The organism is Enterobacter sp. DSM 30060 (assembly GCF_013375955.1).
GTDB classification, from domain to species: domain Bacteria; phylum Pseudomonadota; class Gammaproteobacteria; order Enterobacterales; family Enterobacteriaceae; genus Enterobacter; species Enterobacter intestinihominis.
In genome coordinates this window covers 4,500,376-4,519,844 of record NZ_CP056118.1, presented here as the reverse complement: position 1 = coordinate 4,519,844, position 19,469 = coordinate 4,500,376, and the positions used below count along the sequence as shown (strand labels likewise).

At 55.7% G+C, this 19,469-nt stretch carries 18 protein-coding genes; 8 read left to right on the top strand and 10 right to left on the bottom strand.

Annotated features, from left to right (window positions below; all coding sequences use genetic code 11):
* Positions 1 to 36: 36 nt before the first annotated feature.
* Genes minE through minC form a run of 3 tightly spaced genes read right to left on the bottom strand, consistent with a single transcriptional unit; the run spans position 37 to position 1,849 of the window.
* Positions 37 to 303 (bottom strand): cell division topological specificity factor MinE, encoded by a 267-nt coding sequence (minE, locus tag HWQ15_RS21535; RefSeq protein ID WP_003859937.1) that lies wholly within the window; start codon positions 301 to 303, stop codon positions 37 to 39.
* Positions 304 to 306: 3 nt separating this feature from the next.
* Positions 307 to 1,119: a septum site-determining protein MinD gene (gene minD, locus HWQ15_RS21530; protein WP_003859938.1), complete on the bottom strand. Its 813-nt coding sequence runs from the start codon at positions 1,117 to 1,119 to the stop codon at positions 307 to 309.
* Positions 1,120 to 1,141: 22 nt separating this feature from the next.
* Positions 1,142 to 1,849 carry a septum site-determining protein MinC gene (gene minC, locus HWQ15_RS21525; RefSeq protein WP_022648434.1) on the bottom strand — a complete coding sequence of 236 codons (708 nt, stop codon included), beginning with the start codon at positions 1,847 to 1,849 and terminating at the stop codon, positions 1,142 to 1,144.
* 123 nt (positions 1,850 to 1,972) lie between these two features.
* On the opposite strand from minC, the gene HWQ15_RS21520 reads away from it, so the two are divergent.
* The 3 genes from HWQ15_RS21520 (at position 1,973) to HWQ15_RS21510 (ending at position 3,489) form a co-directional block, all read left to right on the top strand.
* On the top strand, positions 1,973 to 2,248 hold the full coding sequence (locus HWQ15_RS21520; RefSeq protein ID WP_006810982.1) for a YcgL domain-containing protein: 276 nt from the start codon (positions 1,973 to 1,975) through the stop codon (positions 2,246 to 2,248).
* A 47-nt stretch (positions 2,249 to 2,295) separates the two neighbouring features.
* Entirely contained in the window at positions 2,296 to 2,955 is a 660-nt protein-coding gene (locus HWQ15_RS21515) for a fumarylacetoacetate hydrolase family protein (RefSeq protein WP_022648433.1), read from the top strand.
* A gap of 93 nt (positions 2,956 to 3,048) precedes the next feature.
* The gene (locus HWQ15_RS21510; RefSeq protein WP_022648432.1) at positions 3,049 to 3,489 is read left to right on the top strand and encodes a YcgN family cysteine cluster protein; all 441 of its coding nucleotides are present in this window, start codon (positions 3,049 to 3,051) and stop codon (positions 3,487 to 3,489) included.
* Between the two features lie 99 nt (positions 3,490 to 3,588).
* Here the strand turns inward: HWQ15_RS21510 and dsbB are convergent, their stop codons facing one another.
* A complete protein-coding gene (dsbB, locus tag HWQ15_RS21505) occupies positions 3,589 to 4,119 on the bottom strand; it encodes a disulfide bond formation protein DsbB (protein WP_032622423.1) in 531 nt (176 codons plus the stop codon).
* A gap of 46 nt (positions 4,120 to 4,165) precedes the next feature.
* A complete protein-coding gene (nhaB, locus tag HWQ15_RS21500) occupies positions 4,166 to 5,704 on the bottom strand; it encodes a Na(+)/H(+) antiporter NhaB (RefSeq protein ID WP_063216257.1) in 1,539 nt (512 codons plus the stop codon).
* 202 nt (positions 5,705 to 5,906) lie between these two features.
* Between nhaB and fadR the strand changes: the two genes are divergently transcribed.
* The gene (gene fadR, locus HWQ15_RS21495) at positions 5,907 to 6,626 is read left to right on the top strand and encodes a fatty acid metabolism transcriptional regulator FadR (protein ID WP_003859951.1); all 720 of its coding nucleotides are present in this window, start codon (positions 5,907 to 5,909) and stop codon (positions 6,624 to 6,626) included.
* Between the two features lie 112 nt (positions 6,627 to 6,738).
* Here fadR and HWQ15_RS21490 read toward each other — a convergent pair whose 3' ends face one another.
* Positions 6,739 to 8,271: a SpoVR family protein gene (locus HWQ15_RS21490; protein ID WP_048966754.1), complete on the bottom strand. Its 1,533-nt coding sequence runs from the start codon at positions 8,269 to 8,271 to the stop codon at positions 6,739 to 6,741.
* A gap of 321 nt (positions 8,272 to 8,592) precedes the next feature.
* Between HWQ15_RS21490 and HWQ15_RS21485 the strand changes: the two genes are divergently transcribed.
* Positions 8,593 to 9,891, top strand: a complete 1,299-nt coding sequence (locus HWQ15_RS21485) for a D-amino acid dehydrogenase (RefSeq protein WP_063148583.1) — start codon at positions 8,593 to 8,595, stop codon at positions 9,889 to 9,891.
* 9 nt (positions 9,892 to 9,900) lie between these two features.
* Positions 9,901 to 10,971: a catabolic alanine racemase DadX gene (gene dadX / locus HWQ15_RS21480; RefSeq protein WP_063148584.1), complete on the top strand. Its 1,071-nt coding sequence runs from the start codon at positions 9,901 to 9,903 to the stop codon at positions 10,969 to 10,971.
* Between the two features lie 94 nt (positions 10,972 to 11,065).
* Here dadX and HWQ15_RS21475 read toward each other — a convergent pair whose 3' ends face one another.
* Both HWQ15_RS21475 and ldcA read right to left on the bottom strand, forming a co-directional pair.
* Positions 11,066 to 12,799, bottom strand: a complete 1,734-nt coding sequence (locus HWQ15_RS21475) for a potassium/proton antiporter (protein ID WP_063148585.1) — start codon at positions 12,797 to 12,799, stop codon at positions 11,066 to 11,068.
* Positions 12,800 to 12,896: 97 nt separating this feature from the next.
* On the bottom strand, positions 12,897 to 13,811 hold the full coding sequence (gene ldcA, locus HWQ15_RS21470; protein ID WP_063148586.1) for a muramoyltetrapeptide carboxypeptidase: 915 nt from the start codon (positions 13,809 to 13,811) through the stop codon (positions 12,897 to 12,899).
* 107 nt (positions 13,812 to 13,918) lie between these two features.
* Between ldcA and emtA the strand changes: the two genes are divergently transcribed.
* The gene (gene emtA, locus HWQ15_RS21465) at positions 13,919 to 14,530 is read left to right on the top strand and encodes a membrane-bound lytic murein transglycosylase EmtA (RefSeq protein ID WP_022648424.1); all 612 of its coding nucleotides are present in this window, start codon (positions 13,919 to 13,921) and stop codon (positions 14,528 to 14,530) included.
* A 37-nt stretch (positions 14,531 to 14,567) separates the two neighbouring features.
* Here the strand turns inward: emtA and HWQ15_RS21460 are convergent, their stop codons facing one another.
* The gene (locus HWQ15_RS21460) at positions 14,568 to 15,299 is read right to left on the bottom strand and encodes a flagellar brake protein (protein WP_022648423.1); all 732 of its coding nucleotides are present in this window, start codon (positions 15,297 to 15,299) and stop codon (positions 14,568 to 14,570) included.
* Between the two features lie 160 nt (positions 15,300 to 15,459).
* Between HWQ15_RS21460 and HWQ15_RS21455 the strand changes: the two genes are divergently transcribed.
* On the top strand, positions 15,460 to 17,562 hold the full coding sequence (locus tag HWQ15_RS21455; protein WP_063148587.1) for a TonB-dependent siderophore receptor: 2,103 nt from the start codon (positions 15,460 to 15,462) through the stop codon (positions 17,560 to 17,562).
* 72 nt (positions 17,563 to 17,634) lie between these two features.
* Here HWQ15_RS21455 and HWQ15_RS21450 read toward each other — a convergent pair whose 3' ends face one another.
* Positions 17,635 to 19,317, bottom strand: coding sequence for an alpha,alpha-trehalase (locus tag HWQ15_RS21450; protein WP_045623225.1), 1,683 nt, complete (start codon positions 19,315 to 19,317; stop codon positions 17,635 to 17,637).
* Between the last annotated feature and the right edge of the window lie 152 nt (positions 19,318 to 19,469).

Here is a 19,469-nt window from a genome sequence, read left to right as displayed (position 1 = left end):
TACGATACTTGCCCGGCCTACAAAACCACAAACGGATTAACGTGACTCTTCCGCTTCCGGAAGCGTCACGTTCAGCTCCAGAATCGAAATATCCCCGTCTTTTTGCTCCAGCTGAACGGTGACCATTTCCGGGTCAATCTGCACGTATTTGCAGATCACTTCCAGAATGTCTTTGCGCAGCTGCGGCAGGTAGTGCGGTTCGGCGTCGCTACGACGACGTTCCGCCACAATGATTTGCAGACGTTCTTTTGCGATGTTGGCGGTGCTTTTTTTCCGCGAGAGAAAAAAGTCCAGTAATGCCATAACTTATCCTCCGAACAGGCGTTTGAGGAAACCTTTCTTCTCTTCTTCAATGAAGCGGAAAGGACGTTCTTCTCCCAGCAGACGGTCAACGGTATCCGCATACGCTTTACCCGCGTCTGCCTGTGTATCCAGGATCACGGGCTCGCCCTGGTTAGAGGCGCGCAATACGGACTGATCTTCCGGGATCACGCCAACCAGTTTGATGCGCAGGATCTCCAGCACGTCTTCCATGCTCAGCATGTCACCTTTGTTCACCCGACCCGGGTTGTAGCGGGTCAGCAGAAGGTGCTCTTTGATCGGCTCCTGGCCATTTTCCGCGCGACGAGATTTCGAGGCCAGAATGCCGAGAATACGGTCGGAGTCACGTACTGACGAGACTTCCGGGTTAGTAGTGATGATGGCTTCATCCGCGAAGTAGAGCGCCATCAGCGCGCCGGTTTCGATACCGGCCGGGGAGTCGCAGACCACGAAGTCGAACTCCATCTTTTTCAGATCGTCGAGCACCTTTTCCACGCCTTCACGGGTCAGCGCGTCTTTATCACGGGTCTGGGACGCCGGGAGAATGTAGAGGTTCTCGGTACGCTTATCTTTAATTAGCGCCTGGTTAAGCGTGGCATCGCCCTGAATGACGTTCACGAAGTCATACACCACGCGACGCTCGCAACCCATGATCAGGTCCAGGTTACGCAGACCGATATCGAAGTCGATTACGACGGTTTTCTTTCCCTTCTGGGCCAAACCAGTAGCGATGGCCGCGCTGGAGGTGGTCTTGCCAACGCCTCCTTTACCCGAAGTCACAACAATAATGCGTGCCATAGAAATTCCTTGTTAAAAGGGATCAATTTAACGGTTGAACGGTCAAAGCGTTATCTGCCAGCTGCAGACGAGCCGCTTTGCCATAAAATTCGGCTGGGATTTTATCGCTCAGCCAATATTCACCTGCGATAGACACCAATTCTGCCGTCAGGTGAGTACAAAAAATTTGTGCTTCTCGATCGCCGCTGGCGCCCGCAAGCGCACGCCCACGCATCATACCGTAAACGTGAATATTGCCGTCTGCAATCAGTTCTGCGCCCGCACTGACGTGGCTTGTAACAATCAGATCACAGTTTGGCGCATAAATGCGCTGACCGGAACGAACCGGCAGATCAATCAATCGCGTTTTTGTGACTGGGGCTACATTTTGCGCCGAAGGCGGGGGAGCGGGAACGGTTGCAGGCGTTGCGCGCGGGGATTTTTCTTTACCCTCGTTTAACAAGGGCAAACCCGCGCGTTCAATTTCGGCTTTTAACTCTGCGTCTTTACAGCCGCTTATACCCACGATGCGCAACCCCGTGGAGACGACGGCCTGCTGGAGTCGCTTCCAGTTAACCGGCCCCTCAAGGTCGCTTACATTAACGACAACAGGAGCATGCTTAAGAAAAGCGGGAGCCTGCGCGATTTTGTCTTCTAACGCCTGACGAATAACCTCGGGTTTTGCATCATGCAAATGAACCACTGATAAGGTGAAGCTACTGCCTTTAAGCTCGATGGGCGTATTTGACATCCTGGCCTTACTCAATTTGCTATTAACCGCAACACATCGCCGCGATATTCCGAAGAGTATCAGGCATGTTATAGTCAGGAGTATATTGAGGCAAGCAACCACCCATTAATTCAGAGTAAAAACATGTTTTGTGTGATCTACAGAAGTACCAGCCGCGACCAGACCTACCTTTATGTCGAAAAGAAAGACGATTTTTCCCGCGTGCCTGAGGAATTAATGAAAAGCTTTGGCCGACCGCAACTGGCGATGCTGCTGCCGCTGGACGGCCGTAAGAAGCTGGTGAACGCCGATCTGGAGAAAGTCAAAAAGGCGTTAACCGAGCAGGGCTATTATTTACAGCTTCCGCCGCCACCGGAGAATTTATTAAAACAGCATCTTGAGGTGAGCGGAAAGAAATAAGCCCGGGTCACTCCGGGAACAACTCATCAACCGATTAGGGGTCGACCATGTATCAACATCATAACTGGCAAGGTGCATTACTGGATTATCCCGTCAGCAAAGTGATCTGCGTGGGCAGCAACTATGCAAAACATATTCAGGAGATGGGCAGCGCCGTGCCGGATGAGCCGGTTCTGTTTATTAAGCCAGAAACCGCACTGTGCGATATTCGCCAGCCGCTGGTTCTGCCGCAGGGGCTGGGCTCGGTGCATCATGAAGTGGAGCTGGCGGTGCTGATCGGCGCGACGCTGCGCCAGGCGACCGAAGAGCATGTAGAGAAAGCGATTGCGGGTTACGGTGTCGCGCTCGACCTGACCCTGCGCGACGTCCAGAGCAAAATGAAGAAAGCGGGGCAGCCGTGGGAAAAAGCCAAGGGCTTTGACAATTCATGCCCGATTTCCGGTTTCGTTCCGGTGAGTGAATTTACCGACGACCCGCAGAATACGCCCCTCAGCCTGAAGGTCAACGGCGAGATTCGCCAGCAGGGGACGACCGCTGACATGATCCATAAGATCGTTCCGCTGATTGCCTACATGAGCCGCTTCTTCACCCTGAAACCCGGCGACGTGATCCTTACCGGCACTCCGGAAGGTGTGGGGCCGCTGCACAGTGGCGACGAGCTGGACGTCAGTTTTAACGGCCTGTCGCTGAAAACCCGCGTGCTGTAAAAGCACCTTGCCGCCTGAAAAGGGCGGCAAAACTTGCATCAACGTGCCAGACTCGTTATAAGGTGCGCTCTATTTTGACGTGTGGACATCCCGATGAACGACATTCCTTTCTGGCAAAGCAAAACTCTCGACGACATGACCGACGCGGAGTGGGAATCGTTGTGTGACGGCTGTGGGCAGTGCTGCCTGCATAAGCTGATGGATGAAGATTCGGATGAGATCTATTTCACCAACGTAGCCTGCAAGCAGTTAAACATCAAAACCTGCCAGTGCCGCAACTACGAGCGCCGTTTCGACTATGAGCCGGACTGCATCAAGTTAACCCGTGAAAATCTGCCGACCTTTGAGTGGCTGCCGCATACCTGCGCGTATCGCCTGCTGGCGGAAGGTAAAGATCTGCCCACATGGCATCCGCTGTTGACGGGGTCGAAAGCGGCGATGCACGGCGAGCGTATTTCCGTGCGCCACATTGCGGTGAAAGAGTCCGAGGTGCAGGACTGGGAAGACCACATTATGAATCACCCTAATCGGTGATAATAAAAAACCCGCCGAGGCGGGTTTTTTATTGTGCGCAATTTTGTCGGGTGGCGCTGCGCTTACCCGACCTACAAAACTGACGTTGCCATTTCGCTTTTACCTTCCAAAAAGATCGCGTTTCTTTGGCTTGAACGGCTGGGCAATCAGCACCAGCAGCGCTACCACGAAGTAGGCGACAAAAATGCCCACCAGCCACTGCGGCATCTCCAGCGTCAGAAACTCCCACTGGCGTACAGAGCAGTCACCGGAGGCCACAAACACCTGCGGCAGCCATTTATCCAGCGGCAGCCAGCTCGGGAAGCGGGCCGCAAAGTCGCAGGTCATAAACGGCGACGGGTGAAGCTGCATCTGGGTGTGCTCCCAGGCAAGCGCAATCCCTTTCCCGGCGCTGTACAGCCAGATGGCAATTGCGGCATAGCGTAACGGTGTTTTAGGTGCAATCGCACCTACCAGACCTGCGCCCATAATGCCGAACAGCGCACAACGCTCATAAATACACAGGACGCAAGGTTTCAGCCCCATCACATGCTGAAACCACAGCGCGACCATTTCCAGCGCAAAGGCGGTCAGGGCCATCAACAACCACGCTCCGCGACCGCGTGAGCACTGGTTCAAAAATCGCAACATAATCATTTCCCTGGAACATGCTTAGACAGCGCAGTGTAAACGAATTTTAATGCGCCGCAAGTATACCTGCTTGCAACAACCATTGCGTACAGGGAACGAGAGTAATTTTGATGCACAGCAAACCAACAAGGGTAAGCACCAGCGTGTACGGCAGCGCCATCCAGACCATTCTTCCATAAGAAAGTCGTATGAGTGGCGCCAGCGCCGAGGTCAGCAGGAAGAGGAAGGCCGCCTGACCGTTCGGGGTTGCCACGGAGGGGAGGTTGGTTCCAGTGTTGATCGCCACCGCCAGCAGCTCGAACTGTTCACTGCTGACAATCCCTTGCTCCATCGCGGCTTTGGCCTCATTGATGTATACCGTCCCGACAAAGACGTTATCGGATATAGAAGACAACAGACCGTTAAACAAATAGAACAGCGTTAGCTGCGAATCTGGCGTGGCCTGAAGCACAAACGCGATGATTGGCGCGAACAGATGTTGGTCAATAATCACCGCCACGACGGCGAAAAACACCGCCAGCAGGGCGGTAAACGGCAGCGCTTCGGTAAAGGCTTTTCCGATAGCATGTTCGTCCGTGACGCCGCTCAGGCTGGTTGCCAGAATAATTACCGACAGACCAATCAGCCCCACCTCGGCAAGGTGGAAGGCCAGCGCAGCGATAAGCCACACGCCGATGATGCCCTGTGCAATCAGGCGCAGCGTCTCCTGGCGCGTGCGTTGTTTGCGGCTCTGCTCGTCAAACTTATGCAGCTCCTGACGGACCTGATCGGGCAACTTCGCGCCATACCCATAAAGGTTGAATTTTTCGACCAGCACGCAGGTCGCTAAGCCGCAGATCAAAACGGGCACGCTGACCGGCGCCATGCGCAGGAAAAATTCGCCAAAATGCCACTCAGCCGCTTTGGCGATAATCAGGTTTTGCGGCTCTCCAACCATTGTCATCACGCCGCCCAGCGCCGTCCCCACGCCCGCATGCATCATCAGGCTGCGCAGAAACGCGCGGAACTGCTCGAGCACATCGCGGTTGTGCGCCTCAACGTGGCTGTCGTCCTGCAAGTTATCGCCAGGACGAGACGAAGCGACCCGGTGGTAAATACCGTAAAAGCCGACGGCGACGCTGATCACCACCGCCACAACCGTCAGCGCATCCAGGAAGGCAGAGAGGAAAGCCGCGGCGAGGCAAAACGCCAGCGAGAGCAGCGTTTTCGACGGAATGCTCAGCAGCAGACGGGTGAAGATAAACAGCAGAAGCTGCTTCATAAAGTAGATCCCCGCCACCATGAAGATCAGCAGTAGCAGGACTTCAAGATTCGACGCAATCTCGTTTTTAACATGCTCCGCGCTGGTCATTCCAATGATCACGGCTTCCAGCGCCAGCAGCCCGCCGGGCAACAGCGGATAGCACTTCAATGCCATCGCCAGGGTAAAGATAAACTCGGCGACCAACATCCACCCGGCAACGAAGGGATCCAGCAAAAAGATAACGGGATTAACGACCAGGAATACCAGTAGAGTGAGTTTGTACCAGTCAGGTGACTGACCTAAAAAGTTGCGCCACAGCGCGCGCCCAAATGAAATTTCCACGACAGACGTCCTTTCCCCGTCAAATAAGACAAGACATCAGTATACGCAAAAACGGCGGCGGAGAGGGGGATAAAGCCATTTTGTAAATTTCATAAAAATGAAACGGCGATCCCTCTTTTCTGTCTCTGCTGCGCTATCTGCCTCTGCGCGCCTCTGGTATGATGAGTGCAATTTGCTAAAGCTGTGTAATGGAAATCTCACTATGGTCATTAAGGCGCAGAGCCCGGCGGGTTTCGCGGAAGAGTACATCATTGAAAGCATCTGGAATAATCGTTTCCCTGCGGGATCAATTCTACCTGCTGAACGCGAACTCTCTGAACTGATTGGCGTCACCCGTACCACGCTGCGAGAAGTGCTCCAGCGTCTGGCGCGCGATGGCTGGTTGACGATACAGCATGGCAAACCCACTAAAGTGAATAACTTCTGGGAAACGTCCGGGCTGAATATTCTGGAAACGCTGGCGCGTCTCGATCACGAAAGCGTACCGCAGCTGATTGACAATCTGCTTTCGGTGCGCACCAACATCGCTACCATTTTCATCCGCACCGCGTTTCGTCAGCATCCTGAAGATGCGCTGAAGGTGCTTGCCACCGCCAATGAGGTGGAAGACCACGCGGACGCCTTTGCGACCCTCGACTACAACGTGTTCCGCGGTCTGGCGTTTGCTTCCGGCAATCCGGTTTACGGTCTGATCCTGAATGGAATGAAAGGATTATATACACGCATTGGTCGTCACTACTTTGCCAACCCTGAAGCCCGCAGCCTGGCGCTCGGCTTCTACCATAAACTGAGCAAGCTCTGCACCGAAGGGCTGCACGATCAGGTCTATGAAACGGTGCGTCGTTATGGCCACGACTCCGGTGAAATCTGGCACCGAATGCAGAAAACCCTGCCGGGCGATCTGGCGATTCAGGGCCGGTAAAAGAAAAAACCTCTCTATTGAGAGGATTTTTTTCGCCCGGTGGCGCTTCGCTTACCGGGCCTACAAAACCCGTAGGCCGGGTAAGGCGTAGCCGCCACCCGGCTAAAACGCACTACAGCGTATTCATTCGCGCCGGACACCGCTCCAGCAGCTCCACGCTGCCATCTTCATTCTGCTGCTCCAGCGACACGTCAAATCCCCACAGGCGATGCACATGCTTCAGCACTTCCTTACGCCCCTTATCCAGCGGCGCGCGGTTGTGAGGGATATAGCGCAGCGTTAAAGAGCGGTCACCGCGCAGATCAACATTCCAGACCTGAATGTTCGGTTCAAGATTGCTCAGGTTGTACTGAGACGACAGGCGCGAGCGGATCTCACGATAGCCCTCTTCGTTGTGGATCGCAGAGATCTCCAGGTAGTTGTTGCGGTCATCATCCAGTACGGTGAAGAAGCGGAAATCACGCATGATCTTCGGCGACATGAACTGGCTGATAAAGCTCTCATCCTTAAAATCACGCATCGCGAAGTGCAGCGTTTCCAGCCAGTCAGAACCGGCAATATCCGGGAACCAGTATTTGTCCTCTTCGGTGGGCGACTGGCAGATACGCTTGATATCCTGGAACATGGCAAAGCCGAGTGCGTACGGGTTAATGCCGCTGTACCACGGGCTGTTATACGCTGGCTGGAATACCACGTTAGTGTGGCTGTGCAAAAACTCCATCATAAACCGCTCGGTGACTTTTCCTTCGTCATACAGGTGGTTAAGAATGGTGTAGTGCCAGAAGGTCGCCCAGCCTTCGTTCATCACCTGGGTCTGCTTCTGAGGATAGAAATACTGGCTCACCTTGCGCACGATGCGCAAGATCTCACGCTGCCACGGCTCCAGCAGTGGGGCGTTCTTCTCCATAAAATAGAGCAGGTTTTCCTGCGGCTCGGAAGGGTAACGACGCGCCTCGGCGACGGTTTTCTCCTCCTCACGTTTCGGCAGGGTGCGCCACAGCATATTCACCTGGCTTTGCAGATACTCCTCGCGGCTCTTCTGCCGGGCTTTCTCTTCCTGCAATGAGATCTTCTGCGGACGCTTATAGCGGTCAACGCCGTAATTCATCAGCGCGTGGCAGGAGTCCAGCAGCTTCTCTACCTCGTCCACGCCGTAGCGCTCTTCGCAGTCGGTAATGTATTTGCGGGCGAAGATAAGGTAATCGACGATGGAGCTGGCGTCCGTCCAGCTGCGGAACAGATAGTTATTTTTGAAGAACGAGTTATGTCCATAGCAGGCGTGCGCCATCACCAGCGCCTGCATGGTAATGGTGTTCTCCTCCATCAGATAGGCAATACACGGGTTAGAGTTAATAACGATTTCATACGCCAGCCCCTGCTGTCCGTGCTTATACAGTCGCTCCGTTTCAATGAATTTTTTACCAAACGACCAGTGCGGATAGTTAATCGGCATCCCGACGCTGGAGTAAGCGTCCATCATCTGTTCCGAGGTGATGACTTCAATCTGATGGGGATAGGTGTCCAGACGATAGAGTTTGGCCACCCGGTCGATCTCCGCCAGGTAGACATCCAGCAACTCGAAGGTCCAGTCGGGTCCATCGCTCAGACGGGTGCTGTCCCTTGACATGGAATCTAGTGTAGCCATTAGCGCGCCCTCGTTGTTGGTCGCTCTCTCTGACTGGAGAGCCTCCTTTCAAGCATAGATCACCCCATTCAAATACGCGGGGCGCAGAAATTTTTTCTTTGCGATTTCCCGTTTTCGATACGGCAAAAAAAGCGGTGCTCGCAGAATTTTCTACTGGTTAAAAATAACGCGCAGCAGGAGATCCCAAATAAGCGCCATCCCCTGATACAGCGGGATATGTGAGTTGAGTCACCATAAAAAAGTCATATGTTGAATAATATTTTCAGCTAGGTTATCAATCTGTAATTAGATGATTGTTCTTTTGCTCATAATGGAGTGGCTATGCGTGTTGTCATACTGGGAAGTGGTGTCGTTGGCGTAACCAGCGCCTGGTATTTAAGTCAGGCGGGACATGAGGTTACCGTTATCGATCGCGAATCCGGTCCGGCGCTGGAAACCAGTGCGGCGAATGCGGGGCAGATCTCCCCGGGCTACGCTGCGCCGTGGGCGGCCCCGGGCGTTCCGCTGAAGGCGATCAAATGGATGTTTCAGCGACATGCGCCGCTGGCGATAAGCCTTGACGGCACACAGTTCCAGCTTAAGTGGATGTGGCAGATGCTGCGCAACTGCGATACCCGCCACTACATGGAAAACAAAGGGCGCATGGTGCGCCTCGCAGAATACAGCCGCGATTGCCTGAAAGCGCTGCGTTCCTCAACGGGGATCGAATATGAAGGGCGCCAGGGCGGCACACTTCAGCTGTTCCGTACCGCGCAACAGTATGAAAACGCGACCCGCGATATCGCCGTGCTTGAAGATGCGGGCGTACCCTATCAGCTGCTGGAAGCCAGCCAACTTGCCCAGGTGGAGCCAGCACTTGCCGAGGTCGCGCACAAGCTGACGGGCGGCCTGCGTTTACCGAACGATGAAACCGGCGACTGCCAGCTTTTCACCCAGCGTCTGGCGCGCATGTGTGAGCAGGCCGGGGTGAAATTCCGCTTCAACACCTCTGTCGACAAGCTGCTGTCGGAAGGGGAGAAGATTTACGGCGTGAAGTGTGGAGAAGAGGTGATCAAAGCCGATGCTTACGTGATGGCGTTCGGATCCTATTCTACCGCGATGCTGAAAGGGATTCTGGATATCCCGGTCTATCCGCTGAAAGGCTACTCCCTGACCATTCCCGTGAAAGAGGACAGCGGCGCGCCGGTATCAACTATTCTTGATGAAACCTACAAAATCGCCATCACCCGCTTCGATAACCGGATCCGCGTCGGGGGCATGGCGGAAATCGTGGGCTTCAATACCGAACTGCTCAAACCACGTCGTGAAACGCTGGAGATGGTCGTCGGCGATCTCTTCCCGCGCGGCGGTTTCATTGAGCAGGCGACGTTCTGGACCGGCCTGCGTCCAATGACCCCGGACGGCACGCCGATTGTGGGCCGTACGCCTTACAAAAATCTGTGGACAAATACCGGCCACGGTACGCTTGGCTGGACCATGGCCTGCGGTTCGGGCCAGCTGCTTAGCGACCTGATTTCAGGGCGGACGCCGGCAATTACGTTTGACGATTTAAGCGCCGCACGCTATCAATCAGGGTTTACCCCCTCGCGTCCACAACACCTGCACGGCGCGCATAATTAAGGAGTCGTCATGTCCCGTCCCATTCTGGCCCAGCTGGATTTGCAGGCGCTGAAGGATAACCTGCAAATTGTTCGTCGTGCTGCGCCGGGTTCTCGTGTCTGGTCGGTGGTGAAAGCCAACGCCTACGGTCATGGTATCGACCGTATCTGGAGTGCGCTCGGCGCCACCGACGGTTTTGCCTTGCTGAATCTGGAAGAGGCCATCCTGCTGCGTGAGCGCGGCTGGAAAGGACCGATCCTGCTGCTGGAAGGATTCTTCCATGCGCAAGATCTGCCTCTGCTGGATAAGTACCGCCTGACGACCAGCGTTCACAGTAACTGGCAGATCAAGGCCATTCAGGACGCGAAGCTGCATGCCCCGCTGGATATCTATCTCAAAGTGAACAGCGGTATGAATCGTCTGGGCTTCCAGCCTGGACGTGTGCACACGGTCTGGCAGCAGCTTCGTGCGCTGAAAAACGTCGGTGAGATGACGCTGATGGCGCATTTTGCCGATGCGGAAAAGCCGGACGGCATTGCCGATGCTATGGTCCGCATTGAGCAGGCGGCAGAAGGGCTGGACTGTCCGCGCTCGCTGTCGAACTCAGCGGCAACGCTCTGGCATCCCGAGGCGCATTACAACTGGGTGCGCCCGGGGATCGTTCTGTACGGCGCGTCACCCTCAGGTCAGTGGCAGGATATCGCCAACAGCGGCCTGAAGCCGGTGATGACGTTACGAAGCGAAATTATCGGCGTGCAAACCCTGAAAGCGGGCGATACGGTGGGCTACGGCAGCCGCTATCGGGCAGCGGGCGAACAGCGTATCGGTATCGTGGCGGGGGGCTATGCAGATGGTTATCCGCGCATCGCCCCAAGCGGCACGCCGGTGTGGGTCGATGGCGTGCGTACGGGCACGGTAGGCACCGTCTCAATGGACATGTTGGCTATTGATTTGACGCCATGTCCTCAGGCGGGGATCGGCTCACCGGTTGAGCTGTGGGGCAACGAGGTTAAAATTGATGATGTGGCCGCTGCGGCGGGCACTGTCGGGTATGAACTGATGTGCACGCTGGCGTCAAGAGTGCCTGTTGTGACGGTGTAACATGTGTGTGCCGGGTGGCGGCTTCGCCTTACCCGGCCTACAAAAGCCCGAACGTAGGCCGGGTAAGCGTTAGCGCCACCCGGCAAAAAAGCAGCTACTCCGCCTCCTCCTCCATCGGCCTTACGCCGACTTTGCGCACCGCGTTATCCTCTTTCTCGGCCACCGTCCAGACCATCCCGGCAAACTCCACCTGGTCACCGACGACCGGTGCAGCCCCTAATAATTGCTGAATAATCTCGCCCAGTGTTTGCTGGTTATCGCGATTCTCCATTCCTCCCTCCAGCCCATAAATCAGCGCCACATCCGCAAAGCGGGCGCTGGCTTCGAGGATAAAATCGCCGAAGAAACGCTGATCCAGCGCCACCGGGGGCGACTGGCTGAACAGCTTGCCAAGGGCAGGCAGGTCGCGCTCGCGGCCAATCACGCAGAGGATATCGTTCTCTCGCAGCCGCGTGCTGCCGGTCGGGTGAAGCAGGGCGTTATCCCGGAACAGGGCGGCAATGCGCGTTTCAGCGGGCATATGCAGATCGCGTAGCGAAGCACCCACGCACCACTTATCGGCGCTTAGCTGATAGACAAACTGTTCCCACGGGTTGTCTGGGTGAATATCCAGCCCCACGCGGGAGACCGGCCAGCCAACGGGCGGTACCACCACTTTGGCTTTTTTCGCCGCCCAGCCCAGCGACGTCCCCTGGAACAGCAGCGATACCAGCACCACGAAGAAGGCGACGTTGAAGAACAGACGAGCGTTGTCCAGTCCGGCCATCATCGGGAAAACCGCCAGGATAATCGGCACCGCGCCGCGCAGCCCCACCCAACTGATAAATATCCGCTCACGCAGGTTAAACCCGCGGAATGGCAGCAGCCCGGCAAACACCGACAGCGGACGGGCGAAGAAGATCATCCAGGCCGACAAAAGCAGCGCTGGCACGACGATAGGCAGCAGGTCGGAAGGCGTCACCAGCAGGCCCAGCACCAGGAACATGGCGATCTGTGCCAGCCAGGCCAGCCCGTCAAAGTTTTGCAGTATCGCATAACGGTTACGAATCGGTCGGTTGCCCAGCAGGAATCCACAGAGGTAAACCGCCAGAATACCGCTGCCGTCCAGCGCGGTGGTGACGGCAAAGATCAGGATCCCGCCGCTCAGGGCCAGCAGCGGGTAAAGGCCGGAAGGCAGCGTAATACGGTTGATTGTCTGCTGTAACAGGTAACCGCCGCCGAGACCAATGATAATCCCGAGGCCAAACTGCTGGAGGATGTGCCAGGCGAACATCCAGCTCAGGCCAGTTTCGTGCTGCTGGATCATCTCAATCAGGGTGATGGTCAGGAACACCGCCATCGGATCGTTGCTGCCGGATTCAATCTCAAGCGTGGAGCCAACGCGCTCGTTCAGCCCCTTTCCGCCGAGCAGCGAGAACACCGCCGCCGCATCGGTAGAGCCGACAATCGCGCCAATAAGCAGGCCTTCCATCATATCGAGGTTAAACAGCCAGGCTGCCATCATACCGGTCAGGCCGGAGGTGATTAGCACGCCGACGGTAGCCAGAGACAGCGCCGGGCCTAAGGCAACGCGAAACGAACTTGCCTGGGTGCGCATGCCGCCGTCCAGCAAGATCACCGCCAGCGCGAGGTTACTTACCATATAGGCGAAAGGGTAATTATCGAAGGGGATACCGCCGATTCCGTCAACCCCCGCCAGCATGCCGATAGCCAGGAAAATGACAAGAATAGGTATGCCAAGGCGCGATGAAAATGAACTTAATAAAATGCTGAAGGTTACCAGGATGGAACCCAGAATGAAAAGACTGATTATCGCTGTGGCACTCAATGTCGTCTTACTCCCACCTCAATGTGAACGCTGTTATTAAAACCCTAACATATTAACAACTGTATCTGCGTTTTATTGAGGGGGAATAACGGCTTTTTTATGCCTTTAAGACCGGATGACCGCTGATTGTTAACCGACTGCCTGAATTACCGTGTGCAAGGTGCGCCCGGGCACCCAGTGGCAAGGTAACGGTTTGCTGCTCATGGCCGAAATTCAGACCGGCGATCACCGGAATATCCAGCCGGGAACGAATGAAATCGACCATCGTCTCCAGCGTGTAGCCCGCGTCGTAATCGTTGGGGGCTGACCCGCTGAAACTGCCCAGCACAATGGCCGACTGCCGATCCAGGATCCCGGCGTGATAAAGCTGTAACAGCATGCGTTCGACGCGGAACGGGTGTTCGTTGATATCTTCCAGCACCAGAATGCCGTCCTCGATCTGCGGCAGCCACGGTGTCCCAATCAGCGATACCAGCATCGCGAGGTTTCCGCCCCACAGCTGCCCTTCACATTCCCAGTGCGGTCCGTTGCCTTGCCACGCGACGGTAAACGTCGGGTTTTGCAGGGCGCGCCAGAAATGGTCCTGCGTAAACGCATCCAGCTCCGGCGCACCAAAGTTGCCGGCCAGCATCGGGCCGCTAAAGGTAATGACGTTATGCAACGCCAGCAGGCCGAGCTGGATCGCCGTGAAATCGCTGTGTCCGCAGATAAACAGCGGATCCTGCTGCTGGCGTGCGGCCAGCCCGGCCCAGTCGATGCTCTCCAGCAGCCGGCTTGCGCCATAGCCGCCGCGCACGGCCAGCACAATAGTGTTTTCACCTTCCAGCGTCGCCAGACTGTTGATATCGCTCAGTCTCTGCGCCTCCGTACCGGCAAAACGCTGCATGCGGCGGGGGATAATTGTCTGATTTTCTACCTGATGGCCCATTTCCAGCAGGCGCTGAACGCCCCGCTGTGCCGCCTCCTGGTTGATGCAGTAGCCCGACGGTGCGATGAGATGAAACTGAGGCATGGCAATTCCTTGCTGAATGAGAATCTAATTGTCTATATCATGCCGCTTATACGCCGCCTGCTTCAAGGGGCGACGTACCGCGATGACCGGCTATAAGGATAGATGACGTGAAATTGAGATGGTTTGCTTTTTTGATTGTGTTGCTCGCTGGCTGTAGTTCAAAACATGATTATAAAAATCCCCCCTGGAATCCTGAAGTCCCGGTAAAGCGGGCCATGCAGTGGATGCCGATCAGCGAACAAGCCGGGAAGGCCTGGGGCGTGAGCCCGCGCCTGATCACCGCGATCATCGCCGTGGAGTCCGGCGGTAACCCGACGCTGGTGAGTAAATCGAATGCGGTGGGGCTGATGCAGTTAAAAGCCTCTACGGCGGGAAGAGAGGTCTATCGCTACATGGGCTGGAAGGGACAGCCATCCACCAGCGAGCTGAAAAACCCGGAACGTAATATCTCTATGGGAACCGCTTACCTGAGCATTCTGGAGCATGGCATTCTGAAGGGGATTGACGATCCGGAAGTGATGCAATATGCGCTGGTGGTGTCGTACGTTAACGGAGCTGGCGCGCTGCTCCGAACCTTCTCATCCGATCGCAAAGAGGCGATAGAAGAGATTAACGATATGGATAAAGATGAATTCTTCGAACACGTTGTGAAGAATCATCCGTCAGCACAGGCTCCACGTTATATCTGGAAAGTACAGAAAGCAATGGACGCCATGTAACGTCTTTGTCGGGCGGCAGCACGCTGCCCGACGCCTTTCAGCGCACTTTATTCGCGCGTTCCCGCGCTTCACGCTCCAGTGAAAAAATGATGCGCTGTAGTTCGCGCTCGGCGCCTGGCCCGACATTCAGAAAGCGAAAACTCAGTCGCGGCGTGGTAATGGTTTCGTTTTTGCCGTCCACCACCTTGCGCTCGCTGATGGCAATCAGCTGGGCGTCAAACCAGAAGCGTCCCCATCCGCCCATATCCAGCTCGATCTGACTAAAACGCATACCTTCCACCAGCCCTTCCGGCTTCGGCATATCCATCAACGCTCCCATGCCGCCCAGCGACAGGTCGAAGAGACGAAAGCGGATCTCTTTTTTGTCCGGCATTTTCGCCTTACAGAAGTAGGCCGGGTGAAGCGGGGCGCTGATGCGAAAATACTCGCGGCGCTGCACGAACCAGAGATTAGCGGGCAGGGGGGTGATAAACGCAGGCAAACCCTGGTACACGATCGTGGTCAGGCGAGGCAGTATAAACTCGACTTTAGCCCCCTGCGTTTCGGCCATCACCGAGAGGTTTTCTGCCTGTAGCGCGGCACGGTTTTCATCGCTCTGGCTACCCAGATCCACGATCAGGTGTTCTGCCGTCACGTCCAGGATCTTGCTGATAAACTGGCTGGTTGACCAGTTGATGCGCAGCGGCACCTCGCCCTTTTTCAGGTCGCGTAACACCCCTAATACAGCCAGCGGATTTTGTTTCAGGAACTGCTCACTGTAGCTACTCACGCCAGATGGCTCCTCGATAGATGACAGACTGTCTCTGGGTTATCGGCACGCTGGCATGAAACTTAATACAAACGATCTGTTTTTCTCCGCTGATATTGATTCGGTAATAAAAATGATAATAATTGTCGTTCCCAATATCATCTAATAATAAGACGACACTATGAGCACCTCACGTTTTGCGTTATGCGCGTTGGCAGGCGCCGTTACGCTGGCATTGCAGACACAGGCTTTCGCAGAAGAACCCACCATCGTGGTAACCGGTACAGAGCAGGGCAGCGCGCTCCCTGCCTGGACCAATAGCGCCACGAAATCAGCCGTTGCGGAAAGTAAAACGCCGCAGGTGATCAACACCATCGCCGCTAAAGAGATTGAGCAGCGGCACGCCAGTTCGGTAAACGAGATCCTGCGCTATGCGCCGGGCGTTTCCACGGAGGTGCGCGGGAGCACCTCTTACATGAGCGAGTACAAAATCCGCGGGTTCAACGTTGATCAGGAGTTCTACAACGGCCTGCAACTTCCCTATAACGTCACCGGGAACACCAAAGCGCGAATCGATCCGCTGCTGATTGAGAGCGTCGATATCCTGAAGGGGCCGTCATCCGTGCTGTATGGCGGCGGCTCCCCGGGTGGGCTGGTCAATATTCAGAGTAAAAAGCCGCAGAAAGAGGCGAAAACGGAACTGGGCTTTAATACCGGAAACCGCAATCTGAAAGAGGGGTACCTGGATTCCACGGGGCAGATCGCGAACAGCGACTGGAACTATCGTCTGCTGGGCAAAGCGACGGAAAGTGACGAACAAGTGCACACCACGCGCTATGAAAACTATCTGGTGGCCCCCTCCGTGACCTGGCAGCCGGATGACAAAACGCGCCTGACCATTGACGCGCTGGCGCAAAATACGCCGAGCCTGACGCCGTCTGATCCGATGCCGCTAAGCTATCTGCGGTCTAAATACGCCGATCGTCGTGACTATGCCGGGGATGAGTGGAGCGGCTTCAAACAGCGCCAGTGGATGCTGGGCTACAGCTTTGAACATGAGTTTGACAGTGGCTGGGGCTTTAACCAGAAAGCGCGCTACTTTGACGTGGATACCCACCAGCGCAGCGCCTATTCCACCGGGACGGGCAGCGAGGTCTACCAGCTTAACCGCTTCGCCTATACCACGGATGAAGATTTGCAGAGCTTCAACATTGATAATCAGGTTACCCGAACCGTCGCGCTGGGGGACTGGCAACATCATCTGCTGGCGGGCTTTGACTACCAGAAGCTTAACTCTCACTTCCATTATCGTTACGCCTCGTCCACACCGGGTATCGATATGCGCAATCCGGATCACTCGCAGATCGATAACGATGCGCTGGGGCTTGAAACCGCGCAGAAAAACCGTCTCGGCTATCAGCAGAATGGCTATTACCTTCAGGATCAGATTGCGTTTGGCGGGCTTAACGTGCTGGCCAGCCTGCGCTTTGACGACTACCGTTCCGTCACCACCAACTATCTGCAAAACGGTGACAAAGCCTGGGTATCGCAGGATCGCCTCACCAAACGACTGGGGGCGCTTTATGCCTTCGACAATGGTCTCTCGCCGTTTATCAGCTATTCGGAAGGTTTCGCACCGGTATCGCCGCAGGGTACGCTGACCGCGAAAGACGTTAAGCCCACCACCAGTAAGCAGGTGGAGGGTGGGGTGAAATATCTGCTGGCGGAATATGCAACTACCTTCACCGCCTCGGTGTTTAACATTCGTCAGAAAAATGTGGTGACCAGCGATCCGGGCTTCCTCAACTACCGCCAGACCGGGGAAGTGGAATCGAAAGGCGCGGAGCTTTCCGCTATTAGTCGTCCAACGGATAACCTGACGCTGATTGCCAATTATGCCTACACCCACGCCATCAATACCGAAGATGACAAGTACCAGGGCAAACGACCGACGCAGGTCCCTGAGAACGCCTTTAATCTGTGGGGAGATTACACCTTTGACAGCACGCCGCTGAGAGGGTTAACGCTGGGGGCTGGTGCACGCTACACCGGCCCGATGGAGATCTCGCCAGCCAATGACGCAGGCAAGCTGGGCGGTACGACGCAGTACGATCTGGCGGCATCTTACCGCATGGGCGAACTGGCGCCATCGCTGGAGGGGCTGACGCTGAAAGCGAGCGCGCAGAACGTCACCAACAAAGAGACGCTCACCTGCTATGACGCGACCAACTGCTGGATAGGCCGCGACCGCACCTTCCAGGTCGGGGCGAACTACAGCTTCTGAAAAAAGCCCGGTGGCGCTACCGCACTGAACAGTCCCCTCGCCCCTTTGGGGAGAGGGTTAGGGTGAGGGGCGCTACTGCGCCGCCTGTTTAGCAGGTGCAACATCATCGTTTGCCGCAGACTGATTCTCCGGTACGCTGTCGCACGGCTTCTCTTTCGGGCAGACCATGTCCAGCATCCTGAGCGTCACACCGTTACTCCAGCCGAAACCGTCCTGCAACGGATACTCACCGCCGCCACCGCCGGTACCTGTCGAAGAGACATCGTACTTCTCAACCAGTTTCTTCTCGCGATCGTAGGTATGCTGAACGTTTTTCAGGAAACGCCAGGTCACGTCCATCGCCACTTTCTGCTGACCATAGTTCTGCAACCCTTCCACCGCTACCCACTGCAACGGCGCCCAGCCGTTCGGCGCATCCCACTGCTGCCCGCTGTTGATGGTGGTGGTAGAAATACCGCCCGGTTTCAGCAGGCGCGACGATGCGGCTGCGGCCACTTTATCGGCGCGATCCTGTGATGCGGCCTTCACATACAGCGGGAAGAGGGCCGCGGCAGTCAGCTGATTACGCACCTTCCTGGTTTTCAGATCGTAATCCGCATACCAGCCCTCTTTATCGTTCCACAGGTGGCTCTCCATGGCTTTCTGACGTGCGGAGGCCAGCGCGTCATATTTACTTGCGCTTGCGGTATCCCCGTCTTCCTGGCTGGCACGGGCCAGCAGTTTTTCCATCTTAAACATCAACGCATTCAGATCCACCGGCACGATGCTGGTGGTGCGGATGGTACCCAGCTTCTGGGGATCGTCCATCCAGCGGGAGCTGAAATCCCAGCCCGAGGCCGCGGCAGAGCGCAGATCACGGTAAATCTCGGTGGCCGGACGGTTAGGGTTATTTTTGGCGGTGGTCACGTCATCCAGCCACGACTCAGGGCGTGGCGTGTCCAGATCGTCCCAGTAGCGGTTGAGGAGGGAGCCGTCATCCAGCTTCACTACGCGTTTGTTTGCCTGACCAGGCTGGAGCCCATCAGCCCCCTCCATCCAGTAGGCATACTCCTTCTCCATCTGCGGACGGTATTTCTTCAACGCGTCGCTGTCATGCGTGGCCAACAGTTCCACCATCAAAGAAAAGAACGGCGGCTGAGAGCGGCTCAGGTAGTAACTGCGGTTACCGTTAGGGATATGGCCCCAGGTATCAAGCTCGTATGCGAAGTTGTCCACCATGTCGCCGATCTTATCCCAGTGGCCGCTCTCGGCCAGCCCCAGCATGGTGAAATAGCTGTCCCAGTAATAGACTTCGCGGAATCGTCCTCCCGGCACGACATAGGGTTTTGGCAGAGGCAGGAGGGAGTCCCATTTGTTCGCTTTGTCGGTGGTGCGAGTCAGCACAGGCCACAGATCGTCTATGTGTTCCCGCAGGCTCTGGCCCTCAGGGGGAACATATTTCTCACCCTCCTTCGGCAGGATAAAGTTCATCTCCACGAAGTGACGCAGGTCAAAACCGGACTGGGTATGCTGCATCCGGTAATCCGCCAGGATCATCAGCGGGTCGCTTTTGGGAACGGCATCCGCGAAGGTTTTCTGATCCGGGAACAGTTTGGCACTCTGAACGTCATTAAAGAGGGGGCCAAGAAGAATATCAGGTGAGCTTTGCTGGCTCGTTGGCTGGTCTTCAGCATAACCAAATGCGGTAACACCGAGTAGTGCGCCTGCCAACGCAAGGGGTAAAAAAGCGGGGCGTCGTGCGCGAGGTCTTATCATCGGTTCGTCTCCTGTCTTCGCTGAGCAGCGTGACCGCTGTTGTCAATTACCTGAAAACCTTAGACGAATATCGATAACTTCGCGTGTTGAATGTCCCATTTTTCGCATAACCAGATAATTCGGGTGCGCTTTCACTACACCAGGGTTGGATT